This window comes from Sphingomonas sp. UYP23 (genome assembly GCF_054059235.1).
This window is the reverse complement of the sequence record NZ_JBSSBX010000001.1, coordinates 1,434,367-1,456,925: the sequence shown is the minus strand read 5'-3', so window position 1 is coordinate 1,456,925 and position 22,559 is coordinate 1,434,367. Positions and strand designations below refer to the sequence as shown.

Genomic DNA, 22,559 nt, shown 5'->3' with positions numbered 1-22,559 from the left:
GTCGAGGCGCGTATCGGCGGCCGAGATCATGGTCCCGAGGGGCAGTGTCCGGGGTGCATCTTGCCCATGATCGCAGGTTGAAGGTGCCGCTGATGCAGTCGGTGATGTTGCCAGCACGAGCGGCAGCATCGCCGGAACCGCAAGACCTGCGTGGCGGGATGAAGCTGAGCCATGCGGGGTCATGGCGTGGTCGTCCCGGTCGATGCGGTGCTCTGCGGCGGTGCGCGCGGCTGCCGCCAGCGTTCGAAGGTCTCTATGACGACCATGTGCCCGCCGCAGCATGGACATGGCGGTCGAACGTCTTCCGGCCCGGTCGGCGCATCGGTGATGGCCGGCGGTGCAACGCCAAGTAGCTCACGGATCCGCTCGAGCTGCCCCTTGCGGGTGGCACCGGCGAGCAGGCCGTAGTGACGGATGCGGTGGAAGCCTTTTGGCAGGACATGGAGCAGGAAGCGGCGGATGAACTCATCGGCCGCGAGCGTCATGGTCTGCTGGCGGTCGGCTCCGTCTCGGCGGTAATCCTTGTAGCGGAACGTCACGCCGGTCTCGTCGAAGCGCAGCAGCCGGCCGTTCGAGATCGCCACCCGGTGGGTGTAGCGCGACAGATAGGCGAGCACCGCCTCTGGTCCCGCGAACGGTGCTTTGGCGTAGACGACCCAGTTCTTCTTCCGGACCGGCGACAGGTGGCGCAGGAACGCACGCCGGTCGGCGAGATGGCCCATGCTTCCGAAGAAGCCGAGCCGCCCGGTGTCGCGCAGCGCCATCAGTCGGGTGAGGAACAGGCGGCGGAACAGCTTGCCGAGCACGCGCACCGGCAAGAGGAACGCCGGGCGCGACGACACCCAGCGGCTGCCGTCGGGCGACAGCCCGCCGCCCGGCACAATCATGTGGATGTGCGGGTGATGGGTCATCGCCGATCCCCACGTATGAAGGACAGCGGTGATGCCGATGCGTGCGCCAAGATGCTTGGGGTCGGCGGCGATGGTGGTCATCGTCTCGGACGCCGCCTGGAACAGCAGGCCGTATAGCGCGGCCTTGTTCTGGAGGGCGATATCGGCGACCTCGGCCGGCAGCGTGAACACGACATGGAAGTAACCGACCGGGAGCAGGTCGGCCTCACGCTCGGCCAGCCAGGCGCGCGCGGCGGCACCCTGGCACCGCGGGCAGTGTCGGTTGCGGCAGCTGTTATAGGCCACCCGCCAATGCCCGCAGTCGGTGCAGGCTTCGACGTGACCGCCCATGACGGCGGTACGGCAATGTTCGATCGCCGACATGACCTTCAGCTGGTGCAGGCTCAGGTGCCCCGCATGCGCCGTTCGATATGCGGGACCAGCGCCGCGAAAGATGTTGGCGACCTCGAGGGAGGTCCGCACGAGGGCGTCAACCGGGCGGCGTCTTGCCCTCCATGAGCGCCATCAGCCGGTCGAGCGGGCTGGTCACGGCGCGGATCGTGCGCGTTGCGACCTTGGTGTAGAGCGCGGTCGTCTCGAGCTTGCTGTGCCCGAGCAGCACCTGGATCACGCGGATATCGACGTCCTGTTCGAGCAGGTGAGTGGCGAAGCTGTGCCGCAGCGTGTGCGGGCTGACGCGCTTTCGAATCCCCGCCGCCTCGGCCGCCTCGCAGACCGCGCGGTGCAGTTGCCGGGTCGAGATCGGGTCGGTGTAGCTGCGCCCTGGAAAGAGCCAGCCGTGCGGCAGAAGGACACTGCGCCGCTTGCCTTCGCGCCACCACAGCCGCAGCAGCTCGAGCAGCTGCGGCGACAGCATGGCGTTACGATCCTTGCGGCCCTTGCCCTCCTCGATCCGGATCAGCATCCGCTTGCTGTCGATATCGTCGGCCTTGAGGTGCGCGACCTCCGACACGCGCAGGCCAGCGCCATAGGCCACGCCCAGCGCCGCCCGGTACTTGATGCCCGGTGCCGCCTCGAGCAGCCGTCCCACCTCATCGACGCTCAGCACGTCGGGCAGCTTCCTGGGACGACGCGCCAGCACCAGCCGCCGCGACAGGTCGGGTCGCTCGAGCGTCACGTCGAACAGGAAGCGCAGTGCCGATACCGAGCCGTTGATCGTGGACTCTCCGACACCCTGCTCGCGTTGGTGAAGCTGGAAGCGGCGCACATCCTCGGCGGTCGCGGTATCGGGCGAGCGCCCGAGGAAAGCCGCGAAGGCGCGGACGTGGCGGATATAATCATGCTGGGTCCGCGACCGCATCGCGCGCATCGCCATGTCGTCGAGCATCCGCTGACGCAGCGGGGTGACGGGTCGTTCGATCGGTACAATCGCCATGATCAAGTTCCTTTGGTTGAAGGAACTCCATCGTCTGCCGCCGCTGCCGCCGGGCCAAACCTCACCGCAAAGGCGCTACCTCACCACCAACACCAATGCCGCGCAGCGGCTTCGTGCTCTGGGTCCTTTCGGCCATGAAGCTGCCTTTCCGCTTGCGACCAGAGCCGGTCGTTCAGATCAGCTACCGCGAACGTCTGCTTCTGACAGAAGCTGCCGATGGAACACCCCAAAGCGAAGGTTCGGTGATCAACGAGAAGTGGTCCAAAGCTTCGGTCACGATCATGCTGCGCTTCTCCGCCGGCGAGGAATCCTAAGGGCGCCTTCGGGGTTAAACGGGCAGTCTACGTCCGCCGATGCCGCTGGCGAAGGATATGCCGGCGGCCGGGGACGCTCTGGGCGGCGTCGACGGGCCGCGCGCGCAGCGGGACGTTCCCTCGCTCCAACGCGGGCATTCGCACTTCGACCCCGAGTGTCGCGCGGTCGGTGGCAACGCCGATATCGCGCAGCAACATGTGGGGATGAACTGGTTTACGCAGAACGGCCTGCATAACCCCGACCATATCCGCGCCGGACCACGCCGTTATATCCACAGCATCGGCATCTGCGGGCTCGGCGAGAGGTGGCTGCGGATGGCGACCGCGGCGACCAAGCTAATGGCTGCGGAAGGAGGCGATTCCGCCTTCCAAAGCCAAGCCGATGATCGCGCGCGACGTCGCCGAGCGGGTCATGCCCGAGGCGCGTGCCCGACGCGCGTGCTGTGTGCCGAAAGATCGACGCACGCGCCGCAGCGCAGATGGCGATCCGGTGGAAAATGTTCGTCACGGCCTGATGCAGCGACGGCGGAAAGCGATCGATACCCGCTCCCGCGCTGGCTTTGCTGCGTTAGGGTGCGGCCGGGGCGGTGACCGCGCGGCCTGCTGATGCTCGCGCGACCGGCGCCGACCTTGTCTCGGGCGTGTCCGCCTTGCGCCGCACCCCCGGGAGTCCTTCGGCCGAAGGCGGCGTCACGGTCGTCGCGCGTGCGCCGGACGCTGTCTCGGATCTTGGCGCCTCGCTGTTCCGTGGGAGAAAGGCCTGGACCCGCATGCATTGCTTCGGGTCTGCTCGACGGAACTCGGCGCAATTCCACACGGTGCGGTCGAACGGATGCGCCGCGTCGCGCACGTCGCGCAGATAGCTGAACGACATGGTCGTCATTTGCGCGGGCAAGAGGGGCCAAGCGGTCGCGGTCTCGGTCGTGTCGCTCCAGCCCATTACCTTGCAATAGGGCCGGTCGCCGCAGAGCTTCAGCGCGAGCTCCGCATATTCATCGGCTGGCATGCGCGGATCGAGCGTGATCAGATAGGTATTGGGATCGTTCGCCAGCGGCCGCAAGGTTGGTGCCGTCGCCGCTGCGGTGGTCGGCATCGGGGTTGCGTCGCCCGCCGCGTCGGGCAGGCCGGGCTGTCCGGTGATCGGGTCTGCGCCCGCCTTGTGCGCATCCGAATAGGGCGCGAGCTGCGCGATGATCGGCTCTTCGGGCGAGACCTGGCGATTGAAGGCGGGCGGGGTGCCCCACCAGCCGGTCCAGCGGAAGAACAGATGGGTATTGACCGCAGCGATCTTGTCGAGGCTCGACTGCCAATAGGGCACTACCCAATTGGTATGGTAATGGGTCGCATAGCCGACCGGCTTGTAGACCGCGCCGGCGAGCGCCGCAGACGCCACGTCGCGCGCGCGCTTCCATTGCACGTCGAGCCAGCGATGCCGCACAAGTGCGCCGTCGCAGGTGAAGGTGAACTGGCACCCGGTCGAGCGCTCGGCGCCCTGGAACACGACGCCGCAGATGGTCTTGGGGAACGCCGGGTGGCGAGCGCGATTGATGACGACCTGCGCCACCGCGCGCTGCCCGATCGGCTCGTCACCCGCTTCGTAGAGCACGGCGGAGGCCAGGCAGTCGATCGCGCGCGCGCGCTCGAGCGTATCGCCACCGAGCTTGAACGGTCGCGCCGCGGGGTTGGGACCATCGACGAACGGCACGCTTGCGTTGAACGTGCGCGCATCGTCGGGCTCAAGATCCTGGAAGGCAACCGGCTCGACCGGCGGCAACTCGGCGGCGGGCACGACGCGCTGCGGCGCGCTGCGCGCGACGTGATGGCGTACGAGCGGCGGCGCGAAACGAATCAGCAGGATTGGCAGCACGATCGCGAGGACCGCGATCGCCACGACGATCACGCGGAGGGGCGTGCTGCGGAGGCGGGCATCCGTCATGCGCTCAAGGCCGGTAGGGATGAAGTGAGGCGGGCACGCGTGGCTCCTGACCAAGAACGGTCAGCGCCCTTAGCGCAGTTCGGTCCGATTGCGAATTTCGCCTTTTGGTCCTGCCCGTCCCAAGCCGGGAACGGGCAGGGAAGCGTATTGTGGTTCGTCTTTCGGGCAGGAACTCGGCGTCCCCGTTCCGTCGCTCCCCGCTGATGTGACACGGAGTCGCCGGCATCGTGAACACGTCCATGTGGCACCCCGGCAGGTGCGAACGACACCGAAACGCTATCGCCTTATCGCGTTTCAAGTCCTCGAGAAAAGCGAGATGGTGATCGCCTTGGGTGGGGGGGTGATGGACACGGAAGGGCGGGCGACCGTCATTTTGACGGTAGCGCCGAATGCTCTGTGGACCGCTCCCTTGCAACCATCGGGCGATCCTTCGCCCAATTTCGCAACGCCGTTTCAAAGGGCCCGGTTCGAGCGTCGATCAGCATCCGCCGAACGCGCCCGCTCCGGGTATCGCCTGTCGCGAGCGAACCGTCAGGCATATCGAAGCCTTGTCGAGCGACTCGCGGTCGGCCTGCTCGATTCTCGGACGGCGTCGCATGATGCTTTCGCAGTGTCGGTTCGCGGTCGACGCCGTCACCCCGCAGCCTCTTCCTCACGCCGCGCCAGGGCTTGATCGACCGTGTTGTTGCGGCAGGTCCGGACTGACCGGCGGGAGGTAGCGGCTCGCCCAAGTCGCGATCATCGCTGCTGCGTAATCGGCATCTTCGCGGCGGGTGAGCAGGTGATCTGCCCCGTCGAGAGAGATGAAGCTTTTGGGATGCTTGGCGGCGAGGAAGAGCCGCGCGGCGTGCTCGACTCCGACCACGGCGTCGCGTGGCGCGTGCATGACGAGCAGCGGCCGGCGAAGCGAGGCCGCGCTCGCCTCGATATCATGGCGCGCCATGTCGTCGACGAACGATCGCCGCATGTGAAAGGGCCGTGCGCCAAGCCTGACGTCAGCCTCGCCGTCGGCCACCAACCGATCGAGCGTCGCCGGGTCGATCTGGTGCAGCACGTGCCGTACATCGGCGGGTGCGCCGATCACCGCGACGGCAGCGATCTCCGGCAAGCGGGCGGCTGCAGCGATCACCGCCGCGCCGCCGAGGCTGTGCCCGACCAGCAGCGAAACGGGCTTACCCGCCTCGGCCATGGCGGCCACAGCGGAGCCAAGGTCGTCGACGTCGACGGAAAAGGTCATGTCGGCGAAGTCGCCGTCGCTTTCGCCCAGACCGGCGAAATCGAACCGCAGCACGCCGATCCCCGCACGAGCGAGCGCTCGCGAAACCCGTGCTGCGGCCAAACCGTCCTTGCCGCAGGTGAAGCAATGCGCGAGCAGCGCCCAACCTCGGGGCGCAACGTCCGGGGCTTCGATCCTGCCCGCTAGGCGGCTTCCGCGCGTGTTGACAAAAGTGAAGGTCTCGGTCGCCATGGGATGATTCTCCTCGCTGAAATGGGGTTGGCTGAGCGCAATTCTCGTCGGACCGGATCTTCGATGATTTGGGGCTGCGAAGACCGGCTTGGTGTGGAGCCGCGAAGGAAGATCACGCCGGTTGCCGTCGGCCCAGCTGCTCCAGGACCGGGAAGATGGTCGCAGGTTCAGGCCGGCGGGTGTAATCGGCATTCACCTCGGCGTAGGCGATCGTTCCGTCTCGAGCGATGACGAAACGCGCCGGCATGGGCAGCGTCCAACTGTCCTCGCCGTTAAACTGCGCCAGGTCGGCACCAAGCGCCTGCTGAACCTCGCGGAGATACGCCGGCATGGTCCAGCGCACGCCGAACCGGGCAGCGACGACGCCACCATGATCACGCAGGATCGGAAACCCGAGCCCGTTCTGCCGCTGCGATTTGCGGCTGTTGGGTGCCGTCTGCTGGGAGATGGCAACAAGGGTTGCACCGCGGGCCTCGATCTCCGAGCGGGCTCCCTCCAGCGCACTCAGGTCAAAGTTGCAATACAGGCACCAGGCGCCGCGATAGAAGGTCAGCACCAGATGACCGCTGGCAACCAGTGCCCTGGAAGATACGGGATTCCCGTCAGGGTCGGGAAGGGTGAATTCGGGCGCAACATCTCCCGCCCTCAGCGCCCGATTCTGCGCGCCCGATGCGATCAGCTCGCGGGTGGCGCGGCGCAGGACCTCGACCACAGAAGATGGGGCGACGTTCGTTTCGAATTCGGATGTCAGCGCATCGAGCTTGTCCTGTAGCGGCAGGCCAGATTTCGCGAGTGTCGCGAGAGTTTTCCGAAAGGTCATTGACTATCTCCTTGGGTGTCGCCGGGGCGCTGAGACAAGGAGATCGATCTTTTCTATCGCCCGGACTAGCCAGACTGCACGGCTATGACGTATCCATTTCTGCTATGAGTAACCATCTCGAATCGCTTCGATTGTTCATCCGGGTTGCTCGCCGCGGGAGCTTCTCCGCTGCCGGCCGAGAGCTTGGCATGTCTCAATCGACGGCCTCGCGAACGATCGCGACCCTTGAGCGAGAGATCGGGGCATCGCTGCTCGTGCGCACCACGCGCGCCGTCACATTGACAGATGCCGGTGCCGAGTTCCTTGCCCGGATCGATCCAATCCTGGCCGATCTCGACGATGCGGAGCATTCGGCCCGCCATTCGGAAGAATTACGGGGTACGCTGCGCGTGGCAATTGGCACCAGCCTGGCTGCGCGGATTGTGATTCCGCACCTCAAGCCTTTCCTCGATCGGCATCCGGCGTTGCGATTAGACCTGTTGCTCGATGACGCCCGCCAAGATTTGGTGAAGGAGGGGGTCGATGTCGCGTTTCGCTTTGGAGTCCTTGCCGACTCGGTTGCAACCGCTCGCAAGCTCGTGACCTGGCCTCGCGCGCTGGTAGCGGCGCCGAGCTATCTTAGCGCGGCTCCAGTCCTGAACGCGCCGGCGGACTTGGCCGCACACGCGATCATTATCGGTCCGCGTGGAGTCCGGGATTGGGTGTTCCGCAAGGAGGGAACGACGGCTTCGGTGCGCCTCGAGGGACGACTGAGAATCGACGACCTGCAAGGCGTATACTTGGCCGCGGTCGAAGGAATGGGCATCGTTGTGACGACATTGTCCGCCTTCAGGCACGAGCTCGCGACCGGTACGCTTGTCCAAGTCTTGCCGGACTGGGATCTGGGGTCGGTGGACGTCCATGCATTGTTTACAAGCGGTCGCGCCGCCAAACCGTCGGCGCGAGCGATCGCAGCCTATTTCGCGGACATTCTGCCCCGCATCTGATGATGCGGGGAGTTCAGGCCGCGGCTCGATCGCTCGAAATTTTGACGTCAGTGGCTGCGCATCGGGCGCAGCTGTGGCTGGTGCCGATGTCCGCGCGCGCCTCTGTCCGCCCCGGTGATGCTGTACCAGCGTGTCGAACACGATGTCCCGCGACGACGACAGGACGATCTTCTTCCCTGGAGCCGAGCTCAGCGCACACCTGCGCGCGCGCTTTGCTCGTATCCCGACTTAGCGGGCCTGCGTGTGCATGGCGCCGGACAAGGCGGGCGGCTGCATGCGATAGCGCCGCGACCAGCCTCGGCACCCTGTTTGCAACCACCACCGAATATTCAAAGACCGCCCGCATGGTTCGATCGAGGAGCGTCAGATCCCGGCAAGCAGCGATCTCGCAACGCATCGATAAAGACCCGCACCCGGGCGGGCATATGCGCGCGGCTCGGGAATACGGCCCATATCCCAACCTCGCGCGGCTCGACATCGGTGAGGTGGACGCTCACCAATTCTCCGCGCTCGATCTGCTGGCGCACGTCCCAGTAGGTCAACATCGCAAGGCCCACGCCCGCGATGCACGCCGCTCGCACCGCGTCGACCGTGTTGGCCGACAAGGGCCCGCTCACCCGCATGCGGTGCAACTCGCCGCCCCGCATGAATGGCCACGCGTCCATGCCGTGGAGTTTGATGCAGGGGTGACCCGCCAGGTCTTCCGTCGTCGCAGGCTGCCCGAAGCGCGCGACGTAGCTTGGCGCAGCGACCAGCGTGAACGGGTTGTCGGCTACCCTTGTCGCTATCATGTCCGACGGCTTCATCTCCGCCACGCGAACGGCCACATCCATTCCCGCCGTCGCAAGGTCGATGACAGCGTCGCTGAGGATCAGGTCGATCCGTAACGCGGGATTGCCGGCGATCAACGCCGCTGCGACCGGGACGACGACGGTGTGGCCGATGACGTTGGGCGCGGTAATCTTCAATACGCCGGAGAGGCCGGAGCTGCCGGACGAGACCGAGGCGAACGCCAGATCTCGGGCTTCCAGGAGGGTGACGGCGTGGGGCAGAAAGGCCTCTCCCTCCGGAGTCAGCGAGAGCGAGCGCGTTGTGCGGTGGAACAACCGCGCGTCCAGCTCGGCTTCGAGGCCTGCCAACCTGCGGCTGACCAGCATCGGCGACGTGCCCATCTGCCGCGCCGCAGCCGAAAGACTGCCGAGCGATGCAATGGTGCGAAACAGAGCAACATCGGCGAGATCCATACTATAACGATGGCGGATATAGTGCTGGTCGTCAAATGCATGTTCTCCGGATCATCTGCCCAGACTGGGTCGGGCCTCGATACTACAGAAGCCTTCACATTTCGACACTAGTGTCCGAAGTACCGCTGCGGAGGTCTGAACGATGAACATCGATGGCAGCGCCGTTTTCACGCCCATCGTTATAAACGGCCATACTATAAAGAACCGCCTCGCGGTCACGCCGATGACGCGCATCGCGGCGGCCCAGGATGGTCGGCCAGCCGATCGGATGACGACCTATTCCGAACGTTTCGCACGGGGCGGCTTCGGGACGGTCACCGATCGCCGACGCCAAGGAAACCGCGCTGGCGATGTGAAGCCGCAGCCGGAGACGCGCCTCCAACGCCGCGATCCATTTCGACACATCGGGCTGGCGAACCTGCACATCGCGCTGCGGCTGAGACGGATCTGGTCCTAGCTACGCGGACAAAGACGTCCATCGCATGCGATCGATCCATTCAATACACCGCCTATTCTATATTTGAATAAGTCATATCGCTTCTACCATCCTACTGCAATGTAACAGAATAGCGCATCTGGGCGTCACGGCAGCGATGGTGCTGAGCCGCCAAGGAGAAGCGCGATGACGTTCCAGGAAACCTTCGCCAAGATCATGCAATCCGATCTGCCGCTGCAGGGCAAGCTCGACGCCTTCAAGGTCGAGTTCGATACCCGACTTGCCCCCCCGGCAGCCGTCGAAGCCTTGCATCGCTCGGTCGACGAACTGATCGCATCGGGTGCACCGGCGCGCGCACTGAAGGCCGGGGACACCGCGCCAGCATTCACGCTCCCAGACCCTGACGGCAATCCGGTCTCGTCCGAAGCGCTGCTTGCCAAAGGCCCCCTGGTCGTCAGCTTCTATCGCGGCGTCTGGTGCCCGTACTGCAATTACGAGCTGACCGCGCTCGAAGCGGCCCGCTCGGAGATCGAGGCCCGTGGTGCGAGCCTGGTCGCGATCTCGCAGCAATTGGCGCCCAACAGCCGCAAGTCGCAGCGCCAGAACGCGCTCGGCTTTCCGATCCTGGGCGACCATGGCGGCGATGTCGCCGCGCAGTTCAACCTGCGCTGGACGCTGCCGGAATATCTGCGGGTGGCCCACCGCACGCTCGGCGCCGACCTGCCGCAGTTCAACGGCGAGGACAGCTGGACCCTGCCGATGAGCGCCCGCTACATCATCGCGCAGGATGGAACGATCGTCTACGCCGAGGTGAATGGCGATTATACCCGCCGCCCCGAGCCGTCGGCGATGTTCCCGGTTCTGGACCAGCTCGCGCGCCAGCACGCCGCCTGACGTCTCCTCACTGTCGTTACGTCCACGGAACCGACCTGGCGAAGCGACGCAAGCTTCGTACTGCGTGCGCAGCCGCGTGCGCCATTCAACACAAGGAACACTGACATGGCTAAGTTCGCATTCCTGATCGAGATGAAGGCCAAGCCTGGCAAAGAAGCAGAGGTCGAGGCGTTTCTTGCGAAAGAAGCGTCGCTGGTAAAGGATGAGCCCGGCAATCTGACCTGGCACGGCTCGAAGGTCGAAGGCGAGACGGGCCTCTATCGGGTGTTCGACTCGTTCGTCGACGAAGCTGCTGGCGAAGCCCATATGGCCGGCCCGGCAGGACAGGAGTTTGTCGAACAGGCAGACGATCTGTTCCTCGAGACCAGGGTCCTTCGCCTGCAGGTGGTCGCCTTCAAGTAAGGCCCATCTTGGCTCTCGATTGCCCATACTGACGCGATCTTGGGCGGCGCGGCGCACCGAAAACGCCAGCCGCCCAACCGCAAGCCCGACCCTCCCCGCACGGACATGCCTGCGGCGACAGGTGTGATTCCGCAACGAGCCGCGAGCGTAGGGCCAGCCAGCAGGCGCTACGCCGGATGAAACGCCATAGCGACACCGTTCATACAGTAGCGAAGACCCGTGGGTCTTGGCCCGTCCTCGAAGACATGTCCGAGGTGGCCAGCACACCGTCCGCACTGCACTTCGGTGCGCTGTTCGCCGAGGCTGGTGTCCGCACGCGCATTGATGGCATGCGGGAGATGATCGTAGAAACTCGGCCAGCCTGTGCCGCTGTCGAACTTGGTCGACGATGAAAACAGCGGAAGCGCGCAGCCTGCGCAAACGAAAGTGCCCGCGCGATGCTGGTTGTTGAGCGGGCTGGTGAAAGGGTATTCCGTCGAGGCCTGACGCAGGACCGCATAGGCCTGCGGTGACAGGCGCTTACGCCACGCGGCGTCGGTGAGTCTGAACGGGGCGGTTGTGGCCGCGATCGTCGCGGCGTCGCTGCGACCGATCGACCGCCATGCCAGCGCACCGATCGTACCGGTGGTGCACAGAGCAAGGAAACCGCGGCGGGAGGCGGGGGGGCTGATTTGGGTCATGATACCCTGTTCGTTCGGATTTGCCGGAAGGTTACGGCTCGGCGTCCATGACGGAAAGGCACAGGCGCTCCTGGACTTGATCTTCACGACCATTCCACCGCGCGGCTCTTCGCATCGCGGACCGCCGCACGGGCATGTGCCGTCGCCGCCCGATCCCGCTTGCCGCTGACCTCCATCGGTCGGGACTTCATTCTTCCTTGGGGTAATTGGACGGGAACAGCGCCCGCTTGGTTTCTTCGTCGTTGATCCGCTTGAACGGGTGATCCCCGCCCACCGTCCGTGCGCGCTGCGCCGCCGGTCGCGCGTCGATGCTGGCGAACCACGCCTTGATGTTCGGATAGGCCGCGAGGGGATCCTCCGATCCCGACAGGACGACACCGGCGCGTTCGATCCAACCCCAGGCGGCCATGTCCGCGATCGTGTAGTCGTCAGCGACGATGAAGCGCCGGCCGGCCAGATGTGAATCGAGCACTTCATAGTGGCGCTCTGCCTCGCGGCGGTAGCGGTTCACGGCATACTCCAGCTCGGGCGCCATCCGCTTGAAATGGACCGCCTGGCCGGAAAACGGGCCCAGACCCGAGGCAATGAAGAACAGCCATGAGAGGAGTTCGGAGCGATGCTGCGGATCACCGAGGAACCGACCACTCTTTTCGGCAAGGTAGAGCAAGATGGCGTTGGAATCGAATACCCTGGTCTCGTTGCCGCCAGATCCATCGGTATCGACGATCGCCGGCACCTTCGCGTTGGGGTTGATCGCGCGAAACGCCGGGAGATGCTGCTCGCCCTTGCTCGTATCCACCGGTACCAAATCGTACGCGATACCAGCTTCCTCGAGGAGCAGCGCCACCTTGGCGGGGTTGGGCGACGGATGGAAATAGAAGCGGATCATGCAGGGTCTCCTCTTGCGGGTGTGGTCACGCCAGGCGCTTATCTTTGTCGGATGTCCGCGATCAGACCGTCCTGTAGCCAGGACGACAAATAGCGGCTTGCGGCCAAAACGGCCTCCTCCACGCCGATCGTTTCCGCGAGGCGATCGCACAGGCGGGCGAAACGCTCCCCGGATGCTGCAAGCTGGATCGCCTCCCGCTCGGTCGCTTCGATCGTCGCGAAATGCGGCTGCAATTCGACCCGCCAGACGCGAACCCACGCCGGTTCGGGCAGCATCTGCGCGGCCGGAACATCATCGCTGGCTGCGATCCCAGTCCAGATCGCGCCGCAATTCGTTGTCACCGGTAGCAGGGCAAGGGTCGGCACGAAGTGGATGACGGCCTCGTCCCAATCGATCTCTGCGAGGCGAGTCGGATCGAACGGCGACGCATCGGGACCGTCGAACGCGCGCCGTAGGGCCCAGTCCAGCGCAGCGATCTCGGCGACCTCGGGGTCTTCGGGATAGAGGGCGCTGATCGTGTCGGCAAAGCCGATCCCGTAATCGCCCAGCGTCCAGCTCGTGGGCGCATGGAGACTGACATGCGCAAGCGCCGCCGCGTCGAAAGCGTCGTCTCCGAGCCAGGCCCAGAGCCGTTCGTAACTGTCCTTCAGACAAGCGACGAGCTGCGCGCGATAGGCATTGTGGTAGACCGCCAGACCCGGTCCGGCACTGCCGCTTACGGCAACCGCAAGGTCCGTCGGTTGGTCGAGCAGGAAGTCGAGGAACGTCCGCTGCAGGGCGAGCAGGCTCATGCCGCGACCGCCATCGCTTCGGCAGCGATCCGGCGTGCGATGTCGAGCTCGCACAGCAACGCCGCGAGCGGCGGGATATTGTCGTCGCGTTCGATCATCGCTGCAACCGGACCCAGTCGCGGGTAGATCCGCCCGAACAGGTCCCACACCGGATCGGGCACCGGCTGGTCGTGCGTATCGATCAGTCGCTCGCGCCCCTGACTATGGCCCGCGAGATGGATCTGGCGGACGCGATCGACGGGGACACCCGCCAGATAGTCATAGGGGTCGAAGCCGTTGTTGGTGCCGCTTACATAGATGTTGTTCACGTCGAGGAGGAGATAGCAGCCGGTGCGCCGGGTCATCTCGGTGAGGAACGCCCATTCGGTCATCTGATCGTCGGCGAAGGCCAGATAGGTCGACGGGTTCTCGAGAACGAGCGGCCGCTCGAGCACGTCCTGGACGTGCCGGATGTTGGCGCAGACCGCGTCGAGCGCCTCGTCGGTGAAGGGCAGGGGCAGAAGGTCGTGCGAATTGACATGCTCCACCCTTGACCAGCTGAGATGGTCGGAGACCCACAGCGGCTCGGCTCGGTCGGCGAGCTGCTTAAGACGCTTGAGATAGTCTGTCCGAACCCCGTCGGCCGAACCGATCGACATCGAAACACCGTGCATCGCGACAGGCCAGCGTTCCCGCACCTGGTCGAGGACATAGAGGGGGCGGCCGCCGGCGACCATGAAGTTCTCCGAGATGATCTCGACGAAATCCACCGGGACGGGGTCGTTCATAAAATCCTGGAAGTGCGGGATGCGCAGCCCAAGCCCGAACCCCTGAAACGGCGCGATCTCGACGTGCGGCACGGCTTACCTCCAAATGATGTGCCGGGCGCGAGTGGCGGGAAGACCCGTCCGGCAAAAAGACACGTTCGACGCTTCGGCGGTGCAGGTTACATCGACGCAGGAAAAATCCGGCATTTCCCGCGTTCTTCGGGTCGTTCCCGGGGGCGGCAACGCCCTCGTCCCGACCATGCTGAGCCGGCGATCAGATATCGATTGCGAGATAGGCATTGATGCGACGACCGCTGATCGGTTGGAACGCGCCGGGGGCGTAATAACTGTGGGCAAATCGATCGAAGACGTTCGCCGCCTGGACCCGAAATGTTGCCTTGGCGTTGGAAACCTTGAACCGATATCGCGCTCCGAGGTCGAAGAGCGTCATCCCCGGGAGGAACAGACGGTTGTCGACCAAAGCGGCCACCCGGCCGGTATTGTCGACGTCCAGATCGACCGAAAGGGCCTTTTGCCCAGGGATCTGCCAGTCGAGGTTGACGTCGACCGAGTGAAGCGGGACTCCAACTGGACGCTTGCCGACCCCGCCAAGACCCCGCACCGCTCCGGCGACTGTCGGATCGAGGAAGACGCCGCCGGCTGCGACGCTCAACCCGGCCGGCAGAGTCCCGGACAGCGAGATTTCGATGCCCCGGTTCTCGGTGCTGCCAAGGGTCGTGTAGACGTTCTGGCGATCCAGGCTGAGATACGGCTTGCGAATGTCGAAGGCGCCGACGACCAACCTGACTGTTTTGGCGACACGCCAGCGGATGCCGGCTTCCTTCTGCTCGGTCACGATCGAGGACAGCGCCTGGCCGCGGTTGGCGGCGTTCGATGGTGCCACGCCGGTCTCCTCGAAGCCGCGCGTATAGGCCGCGTAAAGCGCGACCCGACCCGTGAGGTAGGCGGCCCCACCGACATTGTAGACCCAGGGGCGGTCCGTCGTCTTCACCCCGGGCAGGCCCGGCGGGCCGAGGGTCTTTGTGTAGTCGACACGCGACAGGCCGAGGCTCAACTCGCCGACGTTGCGCCAGTGCCCGGCATAGGCTGCGCCGACGGTAATCTGCTGGACGCGGCCGTGGTTCTGCGCGGTGAAGCTGACCCGCCGCTCCGGCATATCGATCTTGACCCCTTCGGTCACCGGGCCCAGATCGACAAAGGACGAACCGTCATAGCGGTTCGTGCTGTCGCGCCCGCGCACCGACACCAGCACCGAATGCGTGCGCGGCCCCTCGTCGAAATCGTGGGTGAGCCTGACCTCGCCGGACGTCGATGCCGATCGCACCGGCGGATCGAAGAACCCGATAAGGTCACCCGACCGGTCAGGCTGCAAGCTGATGAGGAAGATATCGACATTGTACGGGATGTCCGTGATCGATCGAAAAATGCCGGCGTCGAGCGTCCAATGCGGTGCAAGCTTTGCCCGCCCGATCACGCCGAGGTTCGTCGATTCGACCGCGGACGTCGCCCAGCTTGGACCGTAATAAAGGTCTCGGCGAACACGCGGCGGCAGGAACGCTCCGGCCGGCTCGAGCACCGGGTTGAAATTTGCGCCGGTCAGGTTCGAGCGTGACCAGAAGGGTTGGATATCGACGCCGGCGCCCGGCCTCCACCAAGCCGTTGCCGCCGCATCGTTCTGATGGCTCTTCGTATGGTCGAAGTTCCGGGTGTCGTAGAGGCCCGCACCGGCTCCGATCGACAGCGTGGACGACACGGGCAGCTCGCCATCGAGCTCGATGCTCCTCGTGCCGAACGTATCGGTGTCGATCGTCGCAGAAAGGAGGCGCTCTGCGCCTGGGCGACGCAATACCGAATCGACCACGCCGGTCGGTGCCGGGAAGGCGTACCCCTGGGCGGATGGACCGACCTTGATGCTGACCGATCGAAGGATACGCGCGTCGAGTGCTGCGACCTGATCGAAGTAGAGCCCCTGGATACGGGCATTGCCCGCCGCGAGCGGCGAGAAGCCACGAACGCTGCTGCTGCTGTAGATCCCCAGCGTCTCGCGCCCGATCGTCGCGCCGAAGGCATCCTCTGCCTGGCGTACGACGTTTTCGTCGGCCCGCCCTTGAGAGACGGCCGGTGGACCTACCGCGACCGGCAGGACGTTGGCGATGCTCGCCGGGCTGGGAGACACGTCGGCGCCGTCCGCCACCTGTGCATGGAGCGTTTGCGGGAGACCGCCGATCGTAAGAATGGCGATGGCGGCCCGGTACGAACAAGGGATGCCCGCGAGACTGCCGGTCCTCGCGCGGGTGCGACGGCGCCTGTTCTGCCTTTTTCGGCACCCCTGATCCACCGTTCGCAACGTCGTCTCCAAATGCTCCGAGACCCTGGCGCGTATTGCGCGCACCACGTCGCTACCAACGCGAACTTGACCCGAGTCATAAGGTGAGCTTATCGGTAGACATGCGTAATCTCCCCTCGCTGACGGCCCTCAGGGCGTTTGAGGCGGCGGCGCGGCTCGGCAGCTTTACGGCGGCGGCCCAGGAACTCGGCATGTCGCAGGCGGCGGTCAGCTATCAGATCAAGCGTCTCGAGATGCATCTCGGCCAGACGATGTTTCGGCGGGGCGGGCGCGGCGTCTCGCTGACCGGCGATGGCGAACGCGTCGCCAAAGCCGTCATCCGCGCCTTCACTCTGATCGAAGAGGGGCTGCGCAGGCCGGAGGGACATCATTCCCTGGCGGTTACGACGACTGCGTCCTTTGCCAATCTGTGGCTCAGTCCAAAGCTGGGGAATTTCCAGGACCGTCATCCGACCATTGATCTTCGCGTCGTCGGTGAGAACGAGATCCGCGATCCGGCAGATGGAAACTACGATATCGCCATACGATCGGGTGCCGGGGGTTGGGAACCGCTGGTCAGTCAAAAGCTGTTCGACGTCACGTTCACGCCGATGTGCAGCCCGGAATTTCTGCGCGCATGCGGGGGCACCATCGCGCTTTCACAATTGCAAGATCTGCGTCGGATCGTTCCGCCCGAACCGTGGTGGGATATCTGGATGTTCGAGACCGCAGCCGGTCAGCGCCGCACCAGCGGACGCGAGATCAAACTGACCTTTCAGACAGAATGCACGGCTGCGGCGCGCGCCGGCCAGGGCATTGCGATCCTGATGCCGGCGTTTACGAGGCGGGACCTTGACGAGGGCACACTCATTGCACCCTTCGATCACACGTCGCGCGATGGCAGCGCGTATTGGATCGCCTACGAACGGGGGCGCCGCAGCGATCCGAAAATTGTCGCCTTCCGGCGCTGGCTGCTGGGCGAACTCGAGGCGACACCCGAGTAACGGGCTCGAGACGGCTTTGAAGGGCTATGAAACGCGTCGCCGCGACCGACGCAGTGTACCGCAGCTTGATCCAGAACGACGCAGCCATCGGCGCTACGGCCCGGTCAGGGCGGGGTTCCGAGCCCGGCCAGACGCGCACGCCGATCTCGGCGACGATTGCGCCGGAGACGAGACCCTTGCGCAGGAGAACGCTCGCGCGCCCCGCGCCGCCGATCCTGGGAGGCGAGCGCTGACCGTATGGCGGGTTCGGTCCTGCGCACGGAGCGTGCGCAGGAAGTGCATCCATGCCGGGAGCGGTGACGGAATGGCCGCTTTCCGCCGGTCCTGGCGCACGGCAGATCCGTCTGGGTGCATTGTAACCGGACCGCTCGTACCGGCGAATTCTGTGGCATCGCACTCCAGTTCAAGGACCATCCCGATGAACACGCATTTCAGCCATCCGGCGCTCTTCGCCGCGCTCCCCTTTCTGGGCGCGGGTGCCCCGCTCCATGCCGCGCTGGGGAGCGCCGCCGTTCCGCTCGCGGGAACGATGATAACCGCGACGCCTGGACTCTGACCGAGGATTTTATGATGCGGACCCCCTTCGCCATTTTCGCCCTTCTTGCCGTCACTGCCGGAAGCGTCGCAGCGCTCGAATCCAGCCGTGGGGCTGTGCAACCGGCCACATCGCGCCACGGCGGGCCGGTCCTCGTGGAACTCTACCAGAGCCAGGGCTGCTCAAGCTGCCCACCGGCGGATGCGAACGTCAACGCGCTCGCCGACCGGCCGGATGTCGTGGCGCTCTCGTTCGGCGTCACCTACTGGGATAGTCTCGGCTGGCGCGACACCTTCGCATCTCCGCAATTCACCGAGCGGCAATGGGACTTTGCCCGCTTCAACCACCGGGGCAATGTCGCGACGCCCCAGGTGTGGATCAACGGCAACCGGACGATCGTCGGCAATGACCGAACCGAGCTCGATACCGCGATTCGCGCCGCCTCCGCCGAAGGACCCGCATTGGCCATCCGCGACGGCAATCTCGCCATCGCTGCCGGCCGGTCGCCCGCTCGGGGCGCTGATGTCTGGGTCGCCAATTTCGATCCGCGAACCGTGCAGGTCGCTATCAGGGCTGGCGAAAACGGCGGCCGCACGATCCCGCACCGGAACATTGTTCGCCGACTTACAATGGTCGGTCACTGGACCGGCGCCGCAGTGAAATATGCTGTCCCGAGCGCGGCGCCGGGTCTTTCGACGGCGGTATTCCTCCAGGCGGGTCGCGGTGGTCCCGTGATTGCGGCCACCAAGGCGAGCTGAGTCGTAACCGTCACACCGTCGCGACCGATGACGCCTGGTGTTCCTCGATTGCGGAAAGCTGCATCTCTCGCCCGCCTTTCGTTTTGCGCTTCGTCGGCACGTGTCGCCGCACCGCTTCAGGCAAAGCCGATCCGTCCCTTTTTCCTGAGCGCGCTCAAGGCCGCCCAGGCGGTGGGCGGGTCGGTTCTTGCACTCGCGCCTTGGCGTCCGACCTGCTGGGCAAACTACCGACCATCGGCGTGCGACCGTTCCGGCCGACACGGACGGGCCTGCTTTCGCGCGTTGGCCGATCCTACCAGCGTGAAAGCAACGGGAGAATGGCGCGCGTGAGCAGCGTAATGGCGGCGCAGCTGAGTCCGTACCAGAACACGATGTAGAAGGGGTCGTCGCTGGGGCAGTGGAAGGCAAAAATGAATGCGCCCCACGCCGCTGCCGCCACACCCACGGCGGCTGCGCTTGCAGCGTGATCGGTTGGTGCGCCGCGGCGCATCATATAGCCGAGCGCGATAACAGGCGGGACCGAGAGGACCGTCATCACGGTCAGGCACTCGACGCCCATTCGCCACATCAGCCGGGCCCCCAGCCCATCCAGACCGAGCCCCGCAAAGTTGAGAAGTGCGCCCGCAAGGATGATCCCGGCAACGGCGAGCGCCCAGCGGCGAAGCCCCTTTCGCGGCGACGACACGGGGCTGAAGGACCGCAACGCTACATGTACGCCAATCATCGCGAGAACCGCGAGCCCTGCCATCTTCCACCAGAACGCTGGTCGGCCAAGCGCTGCGCCGATATCGGGCCGCATCGTGCCAAGCGCCAGGAAACCGACGAGTTCGACGGTGGCTAAAGCGAGGAGGATGACAAGCTGGGGGGCGAGCCTCGGCCGGGGTACCGGACGAAGGTCACTTACCAGTTTATCGATCAGGGCATCATTCGACATCGGTCTGCTTCTGAACAATCGCGGCCAGTCGTGCCAGCCCCCGGTGGATGTTCACCTTGATGAGGGATCCGGACTGGCCGGTCCTTTCGGAGGCTTCCTCAACCGAAAAGCCCTCGATCTTCACGAGCCGGATGGCGTCGGCCTGCGCGGGTTTCAACTCGGTCATCAACCGCGCCAAAATGACCGAGCTGGTCACGCTGCTCTCATGATCCTCGACGGCGATCTCGTCGGGGAGCTCCTCCGTCCTCGAGCGGCTCATCGACCGCAGGCGATCGATCCACTTGTACCGGGCGACCGCCATCAGCCACGGCTTGAATGGCCGTTCCCGGTCGTAGGTGTGGCGCTTTTCATGAATCGCAATCAGGGTGTCCTGGACGGCATCGTCGACCACCGCGGGGGGAAGGCGGCGTGCGTAGAAGCCCTTCAGCCAATGCCTGAGTTCGTCGAGGAGCCGTCGATAGGCGGCGGCGTGCCCATCCTGGGCCGCGGCCATCAACTGGCCCCATTGGTCGGCGGTCTCGCTCATCGACGCGCTCCTCGGCGCCAGAGCTGCGGCGCTGGCCGATCTTTGAAACGCAAGACGTGGGCGGGGTTGCACATCGCGTCTTTCGGCAAGACGGGCGGGCCGGTTACAGATTTGGAAAAAAGAAATTCGGGTAGGGGGCTTCGCCGCAGCGCCGGGATGCGGTTCGCTCTCGCTATCGCGCGCCTTCGCTTATGTCGCATCCTGCACCTCCCCATTCGCGCCGGTCCGGCGCATGCGGGTCGGATCGATGCCAAAGGCGTTGCGAAAGCTGCGACTGAAGTGGCTGCGGCTGGCAAAGCCAACATGATGCGCGATGTCGGAGATCGAAAGCCCGGTCGACAAAAGGAGGTCCCGCGCCTTTTCGAGGCGCGCCTGGCTCACGAATGCCATCGGTGGCGTTCCCAACGTCTCCGCAAAGACCTTCGCGAATCTGGACCTGCTCATGCCGGCTGCGCGCGCGAGGGCGGTCAGGCTATGATTTGACGCTGGCTCCGCGATGACGAGCGCCACCGCCCGCGCCAAGGACGGTCGCTCGAACAGGCCGGGAAGGACTTTCCGCGCGCCAAGCTCTTCGACAGATCGACGGAGCGCCAGGATCAGGCACGCCTTCATCAGCGATCCGATCAGCGCCTTGCTTCCGAGCGACGTGGCACCCGTTTCCCGAAGGATCGTCGAGACGGCAACCCCGACGACCGGTTCATCGGCGACAGGCGAACAGATCGGCTCTTTCAGCCCTTCAAACGGCCCGAACGATCCGCCGATATCGGCTTTGATCTGACCGCAGGCGACAACGACGCTGCCCGGGCGTCCCAGCGTGGCGTCATACTGCATCAAGCCATCGCGGCGCCTGCTGCACGTGTCTTCAGGGCGGAAGATATCCGAGGGATTTGCCGAACCCCCGATTACCTGGCGGATATGCGCCGGCACGATGACGACGCTGCCCACCGGCGCGGTGACCGAGTCTCCGTCCACCAGGCCGAGATAGAGCGTACCTGCGAGCACGAAATGCACTTCCATCTTGTCGAGCGGCTCGATCGCGATCGCCGAAGTCGCGGTGAACTCACACACGGCGAACTCCTTCACGTTCACCACGAGCGCGGCGAGAATCTGGTCGATCGCTGTGGTGTTCATGATCGGCATAGTGTGCGGTTTTGTCGTGACGATTCCAGACGTTTCGCAACGAGATGCGAAATACGGATGATGCGGCACGGCACGGGATAATCCGGCACGGAGTGCACGGTCTTATGCTCAGCCCGCGGCGAGCTTGCCTCGGGCGACACGGCGCGATTCGAACGCAGGCGGGCCGTTGCGATGTCCGGCTCCATCGAGGCGCATCGATCTCGGTCCACGCGCCATTCTTCCGCCCGACGTCCTGACGGATGCTCCTGAGCAAGCCTCCCGGCAGGGCCATCGCCCCGGCGTCCGCGAACGGGGTGAGGACCTCCATCGCGGACGAACGGTCCAGCAGGCGGCGTTTGTATATTCCGTATCTGCATAGATCATATCGCCACAGCCCGCCTTCTGGAAGCGCACTGGATGGCTCATTCAGGTGGCAGGCGAGCAGTGCGGCTGGCCCCGAACCCCTCAGGGACACCGACCATGACGATCACCGAGTTCGAACGTCGCGACACTGCAACCGCCCCTGCCGGCACGCCGGTTGATGGCGTCCGGCAGGGCGTCGAACGGGTCGCCCCCGGTTACCTGAAGACTGCCGCCTGACCTCGTCCCAGCCTGTCCCGAGGGTGTTCCCCCCCACCCTCGGGGCTTTTTTCACCGGAGACACGACATGATCCGCAAGTTCGTCCCGACGCTCGCTGGCCTCTCCAGCTTCATGCTCACCGCGGTGGTGTTGCTCCTCTCGAGCCACACCTGAACCGGCATTCTGCCCGAGGAACCCCCGATGTCCCTTACAGCTGACCTCAAGGCCCTGAACGCCGATTTCCTGACGCGGGTGCCGGCCGGGATCGCAGCCGCGATGTCCCAGGCAGACCTCGCGCTCGGTGCGTCGGGTATCCTCGATGCTGCGCTCAAGGCGGGCAGCCAGGCGCCCGACTTCACGCTGAGCAACGCGCGTGGCGGTGTGGTGCGCCTCTCGCATGCGTGCGCCGCTGGCCCGGTCGTGCTCAGCTTCTACCGCGGTGGCTGGTGCCCCTATTGCAATCTCGAGCTGCGCGCGCTCCAGACGATGCTCCCCGAATTCGAGGCTGCAGGCGCGACGCTGATCGCCGTCTCGCCGCAGACGCCGGATGAATCGCTGAGCACGGTCGAGAAGAACGACCTCGCGTTCCCGGTGCTGAGCGATATCGGATCGCGCGTCGCCAGGTCCTTTGGAATCGCGTTCGATCTCGCCGACGCGTTGCGGCCGATCTTCACCGGCTTTGGCCACGCGCTGCCTGACCGCAACGGTGACGAAAGCTGGGTGCTTCCCATACCGGCGACATATGTGATCGACCGGGACGGGATCATCGCGTTCGCCCATGTCGATGTCGACTTTCGCAACCGGCTCGAGCCCGGCGCCATCACGGCGACGCTGTCGGCGCTCGCGCGCCGCAAAGCGGCATAG

The 22,559-nt window shown here is 65.1% G+C and carries 24 protein-coding genes; 10 read left to right on the top strand and 14 right to left on the bottom strand.

Annotated elements, in window-relative coordinates:
* Nucleotides 1-179 precede the first annotated feature (179 nt).
* Together ACVWYO_RS07175 and ACVWYO_RS07170 are read right to left on the bottom strand one after the other, a co-directional pair.
* A complete protein-coding gene (locus ACVWYO_RS07175; RefSeq protein ID WP_457348794.1) occupies nucleotides 180-1,373 on the bottom strand; it encodes an IS91 family transposase in 1,194 nt (397 codons plus the stop codon).
* Nucleotides 1,374-1,380: 7 nt separating this feature from the next.
* Complete coding sequence (locus ACVWYO_RS07170; RefSeq protein ID WP_457348793.1) at nucleotides 1,381-2,286, bottom strand: tyrosine-type recombinase/integrase; 906 nt, start codon at nucleotides 2,284-2,286, stop codon at nucleotides 1,381-1,383.
* Between the two features lie 95 nt (nucleotides 2,287-2,381).
* Here ACVWYO_RS07170 and ACVWYO_RS07165 point away from each other — a divergent pair, with 95 nt between their 5' ends.
* Nucleotides 2,382-2,600, top strand: coding sequence for a hypothetical protein (locus ACVWYO_RS07165; protein WP_457349425.1), 219 nt, complete (start codon nucleotides 2,382-2,384; stop codon nucleotides 2,598-2,600).
* A gap of 568 nt (nucleotides 2,601-3,168) precedes the next feature.
* Here the strand turns inward: ACVWYO_RS07165 and ACVWYO_RS07160 are convergent.
* The 3 genes from ACVWYO_RS07160 to ACVWYO_RS07150 form a co-directional block, all read right to left on the bottom strand.
* Nucleotides 3,169-4,536: a cell wall hydrolase gene (locus ACVWYO_RS07160; RefSeq protein WP_457349424.1), complete on the bottom strand. Its 1,368-nt coding sequence runs from the start codon at nucleotides 4,534-4,536 to the stop codon at nucleotides 3,169-3,171.
* A gap of 652 nt (nucleotides 4,537-5,188) precedes the next feature.
* Entirely contained in the window at nucleotides 5,189-6,004 is an 816-nt protein-coding gene (locus ACVWYO_RS07155) for an alpha/beta hydrolase family protein (RefSeq protein ID WP_457349423.1), read from the bottom strand.
* Nucleotides 6,005-6,116: 112 nt separating this feature from the next.
* Entirely contained in the window at nucleotides 6,117-6,824 is a 708-nt protein-coding gene (locus tag ACVWYO_RS07150) for a peroxiredoxin-like family protein (RefSeq protein ID WP_457349422.1), read from the bottom strand.
* A gap of 104 nt (nucleotides 6,825-6,928) precedes the next feature.
* Between ACVWYO_RS07150 and ACVWYO_RS07145 the strand changes: the two genes are divergently transcribed.
* Nucleotides 6,929-7,810 (top strand): LysR family transcriptional regulator, encoded by an 882-nt coding sequence (locus ACVWYO_RS07145; RefSeq protein WP_457349421.1) that lies wholly within the window; start codon nucleotides 6,929-6,931, stop codon nucleotides 7,808-7,810.
* A 329-nt stretch (nucleotides 7,811-8,139) separates the two neighbouring features.
* Here the strand turns inward: ACVWYO_RS07145 and ACVWYO_RS07140 are convergent, their stop codons facing one another.
* Nucleotides 8,140-9,054: a LysR family transcriptional regulator gene (locus ACVWYO_RS07140; protein WP_457349420.1), complete on the bottom strand. Its 915-nt coding sequence runs from the start codon at nucleotides 9,052-9,054 to the stop codon at nucleotides 8,140-8,142.
* A gap of 142 nt (nucleotides 9,055-9,196) precedes the next feature.
* Here ACVWYO_RS07140 and ACVWYO_RS07135 point away from each other — a divergent pair, with 142 nt between their 5' ends.
* The 3 genes from ACVWYO_RS07135 (at nucleotide 9,197) to ACVWYO_RS07125 (ending at nucleotide 10,786) form a co-directional block, all read left to right on the top strand.
* A complete protein-coding gene (locus ACVWYO_RS07135; RefSeq protein WP_457349419.1) occupies nucleotides 9,197-9,511 on the top strand; it encodes an oxidoreductase in 315 nt (104 codons plus the stop codon).
* A gap of 165 nt (nucleotides 9,512-9,676) precedes the next feature.
* Nucleotides 9,677-10,384 carry a peroxiredoxin-like family protein gene (locus ACVWYO_RS07130; protein ID WP_457349418.1) on the top strand — a complete coding sequence of 236 codons (708 nt, stop codon included), beginning with the start codon at nucleotides 9,677-9,679 and terminating at the stop codon, nucleotides 10,382-10,384.
* Between the two features lie 105 nt (nucleotides 10,385-10,489).
* The gene (locus ACVWYO_RS07125; RefSeq protein WP_457349417.1) at nucleotides 10,490-10,786 is read left to right on the top strand and encodes a putative quinol monooxygenase; all 297 of its coding nucleotides are present in this window, start codon (nucleotides 10,490-10,492) and stop codon (nucleotides 10,784-10,786) included.
* Nucleotides 10,787-10,953: 167 nt separating this feature from the next.
* Here the strand turns inward: ACVWYO_RS07125 and msrB are convergent, their stop codons facing one another.
* From msrB to ACVWYO_RS07100, 5 genes are all read right to left on the bottom strand, one after another.
* Complete coding sequence (gene msrB, locus ACVWYO_RS07120) at nucleotides 10,954-11,466, bottom strand: peptide-methionine (R)-S-oxide reductase MsrB (RefSeq protein ID WP_457354895.1); 513 nt, start codon at nucleotides 11,464-11,466, stop codon at nucleotides 10,954-10,956.
* A gap of 187 nt (nucleotides 11,467-11,653) precedes the next feature.
* The gene (locus tag ACVWYO_RS07115) at nucleotides 11,654-12,355 is read right to left on the bottom strand and encodes a glutathione S-transferase family protein (RefSeq protein ID WP_457349416.1); all 702 of its coding nucleotides are present in this window, start codon (nucleotides 12,353-12,355) and stop codon (nucleotides 11,654-11,656) included.
* A gap of 38 nt (nucleotides 12,356-12,393) precedes the next feature.
* A complete protein-coding gene (locus ACVWYO_RS07110) occupies nucleotides 12,394-13,146 on the bottom strand; it encodes an HvfC/BufC family peptide modification chaperone (protein WP_457349415.1) in 753 nt (250 codons plus the stop codon).
* Nucleotides 13,143-13,985 carry an MNIO family bufferin maturase gene (bufB, locus tag ACVWYO_RS07105; RefSeq protein ID WP_457349414.1) on the bottom strand — a complete coding sequence of 281 codons (843 nt, stop codon included), beginning with the start codon at nucleotides 13,983-13,985 and terminating at the stop codon, nucleotides 13,143-13,145. The genes ACVWYO_RS07110 and bufB overlap by 4 nt, the downstream gene beginning before the upstream one ends.
* 181 nt (nucleotides 13,986-14,166) lie before the next feature.
* Nucleotides 14,167-16,107: a TonB-dependent receptor domain-containing protein gene (locus ACVWYO_RS07100; protein ID WP_457349413.1), complete on the bottom strand. Its 1,941-nt coding sequence runs from the start codon at nucleotides 16,105-16,107 to the stop codon at nucleotides 14,167-14,169.
* Nucleotides 16,108-16,361: 254 nt separating this feature from the next.
* Here ACVWYO_RS07100 and ACVWYO_RS07095 point away from each other — a divergent pair, with 254 nt between their 5' ends.
* The 4 genes from ACVWYO_RS07095 to ACVWYO_RS07080 all read left to right on the top strand — a co-directional run bounded on the left by ACVWYO_RS07095 (nucleotide 16,362) and on the right by ACVWYO_RS07080 (nucleotide 18,536).
* Nucleotides 16,362-17,243 (top strand): LysR substrate-binding domain-containing protein, encoded by an 882-nt coding sequence (locus ACVWYO_RS07095; RefSeq protein WP_457349412.1) that lies wholly within the window; start codon nucleotides 16,362-16,364, stop codon nucleotides 17,241-17,243.
* A gap of 26 nt (nucleotides 17,244-17,269) precedes the next feature.
* Nucleotides 17,270-17,476, top strand: coding sequence for a hypothetical protein (locus ACVWYO_RS07090; RefSeq protein WP_457349411.1), 207 nt, complete (start codon nucleotides 17,270-17,272; stop codon nucleotides 17,474-17,476).
* Between the two features lie 185 nt (nucleotides 17,477-17,661).
* Nucleotides 17,662-17,799: a hypothetical protein gene (locus tag ACVWYO_RS07085; RefSeq protein ID WP_457349410.1), complete on the top strand. Its 138-nt coding sequence runs from the start codon at nucleotides 17,662-17,664 to the stop codon at nucleotides 17,797-17,799.
* A gap of 11 nt (nucleotides 17,800-17,810) precedes the next feature.
* The gene (locus ACVWYO_RS07080) at nucleotides 17,811-18,536 is read left to right on the top strand and encodes a DUF1223 domain-containing protein (protein WP_457349409.1); all 726 of its coding nucleotides are present in this window, start codon (nucleotides 17,811-17,813) and stop codon (nucleotides 18,534-18,536) included.
* Between the two features lie 292 nt (nucleotides 18,537-18,828).
* Here the strand turns inward: ACVWYO_RS07080 and ACVWYO_RS07075 are convergent, their stop codons facing one another.
* From ACVWYO_RS07075 to ACVWYO_RS07065, 3 genes are all read right to left on the bottom strand, one after another.
* A complete protein-coding gene (locus ACVWYO_RS07075; protein WP_457349408.1) occupies nucleotides 18,829-19,470 on the bottom strand; it encodes an NrsF family protein in 642 nt (213 codons plus the stop codon).
* Nucleotides 19,460-19,996 (bottom strand): sigma-70 family RNA polymerase sigma factor, encoded by a 537-nt coding sequence (locus ACVWYO_RS07070; RefSeq protein ID WP_457349407.1) that lies wholly within the window; start codon nucleotides 19,994-19,996, stop codon nucleotides 19,460-19,462. Before ACVWYO_RS07070 ends, ACVWYO_RS07075 begins: the two co-directional genes overlap by 11 nt.
* A 189-nt stretch (nucleotides 19,997-20,185) precedes the next feature.
* A complete protein-coding gene (locus tag ACVWYO_RS07065) occupies nucleotides 20,186-21,136 on the bottom strand; it encodes a helix-turn-helix domain-containing protein (protein ID WP_457349406.1) in 951 nt (316 codons plus the stop codon).
* 760 nt (nucleotides 21,137-21,896) lie between these two features.
* Between ACVWYO_RS07065 and ACVWYO_RS07060 the strand changes: the two genes are divergently transcribed.
* Nucleotides 21,897-22,559, top strand: a complete 663-nt coding sequence (locus ACVWYO_RS07060) for a peroxiredoxin-like family protein (RefSeq protein WP_457349405.1) — start codon at nucleotides 21,897-21,899, stop codon at nucleotides 22,557-22,559.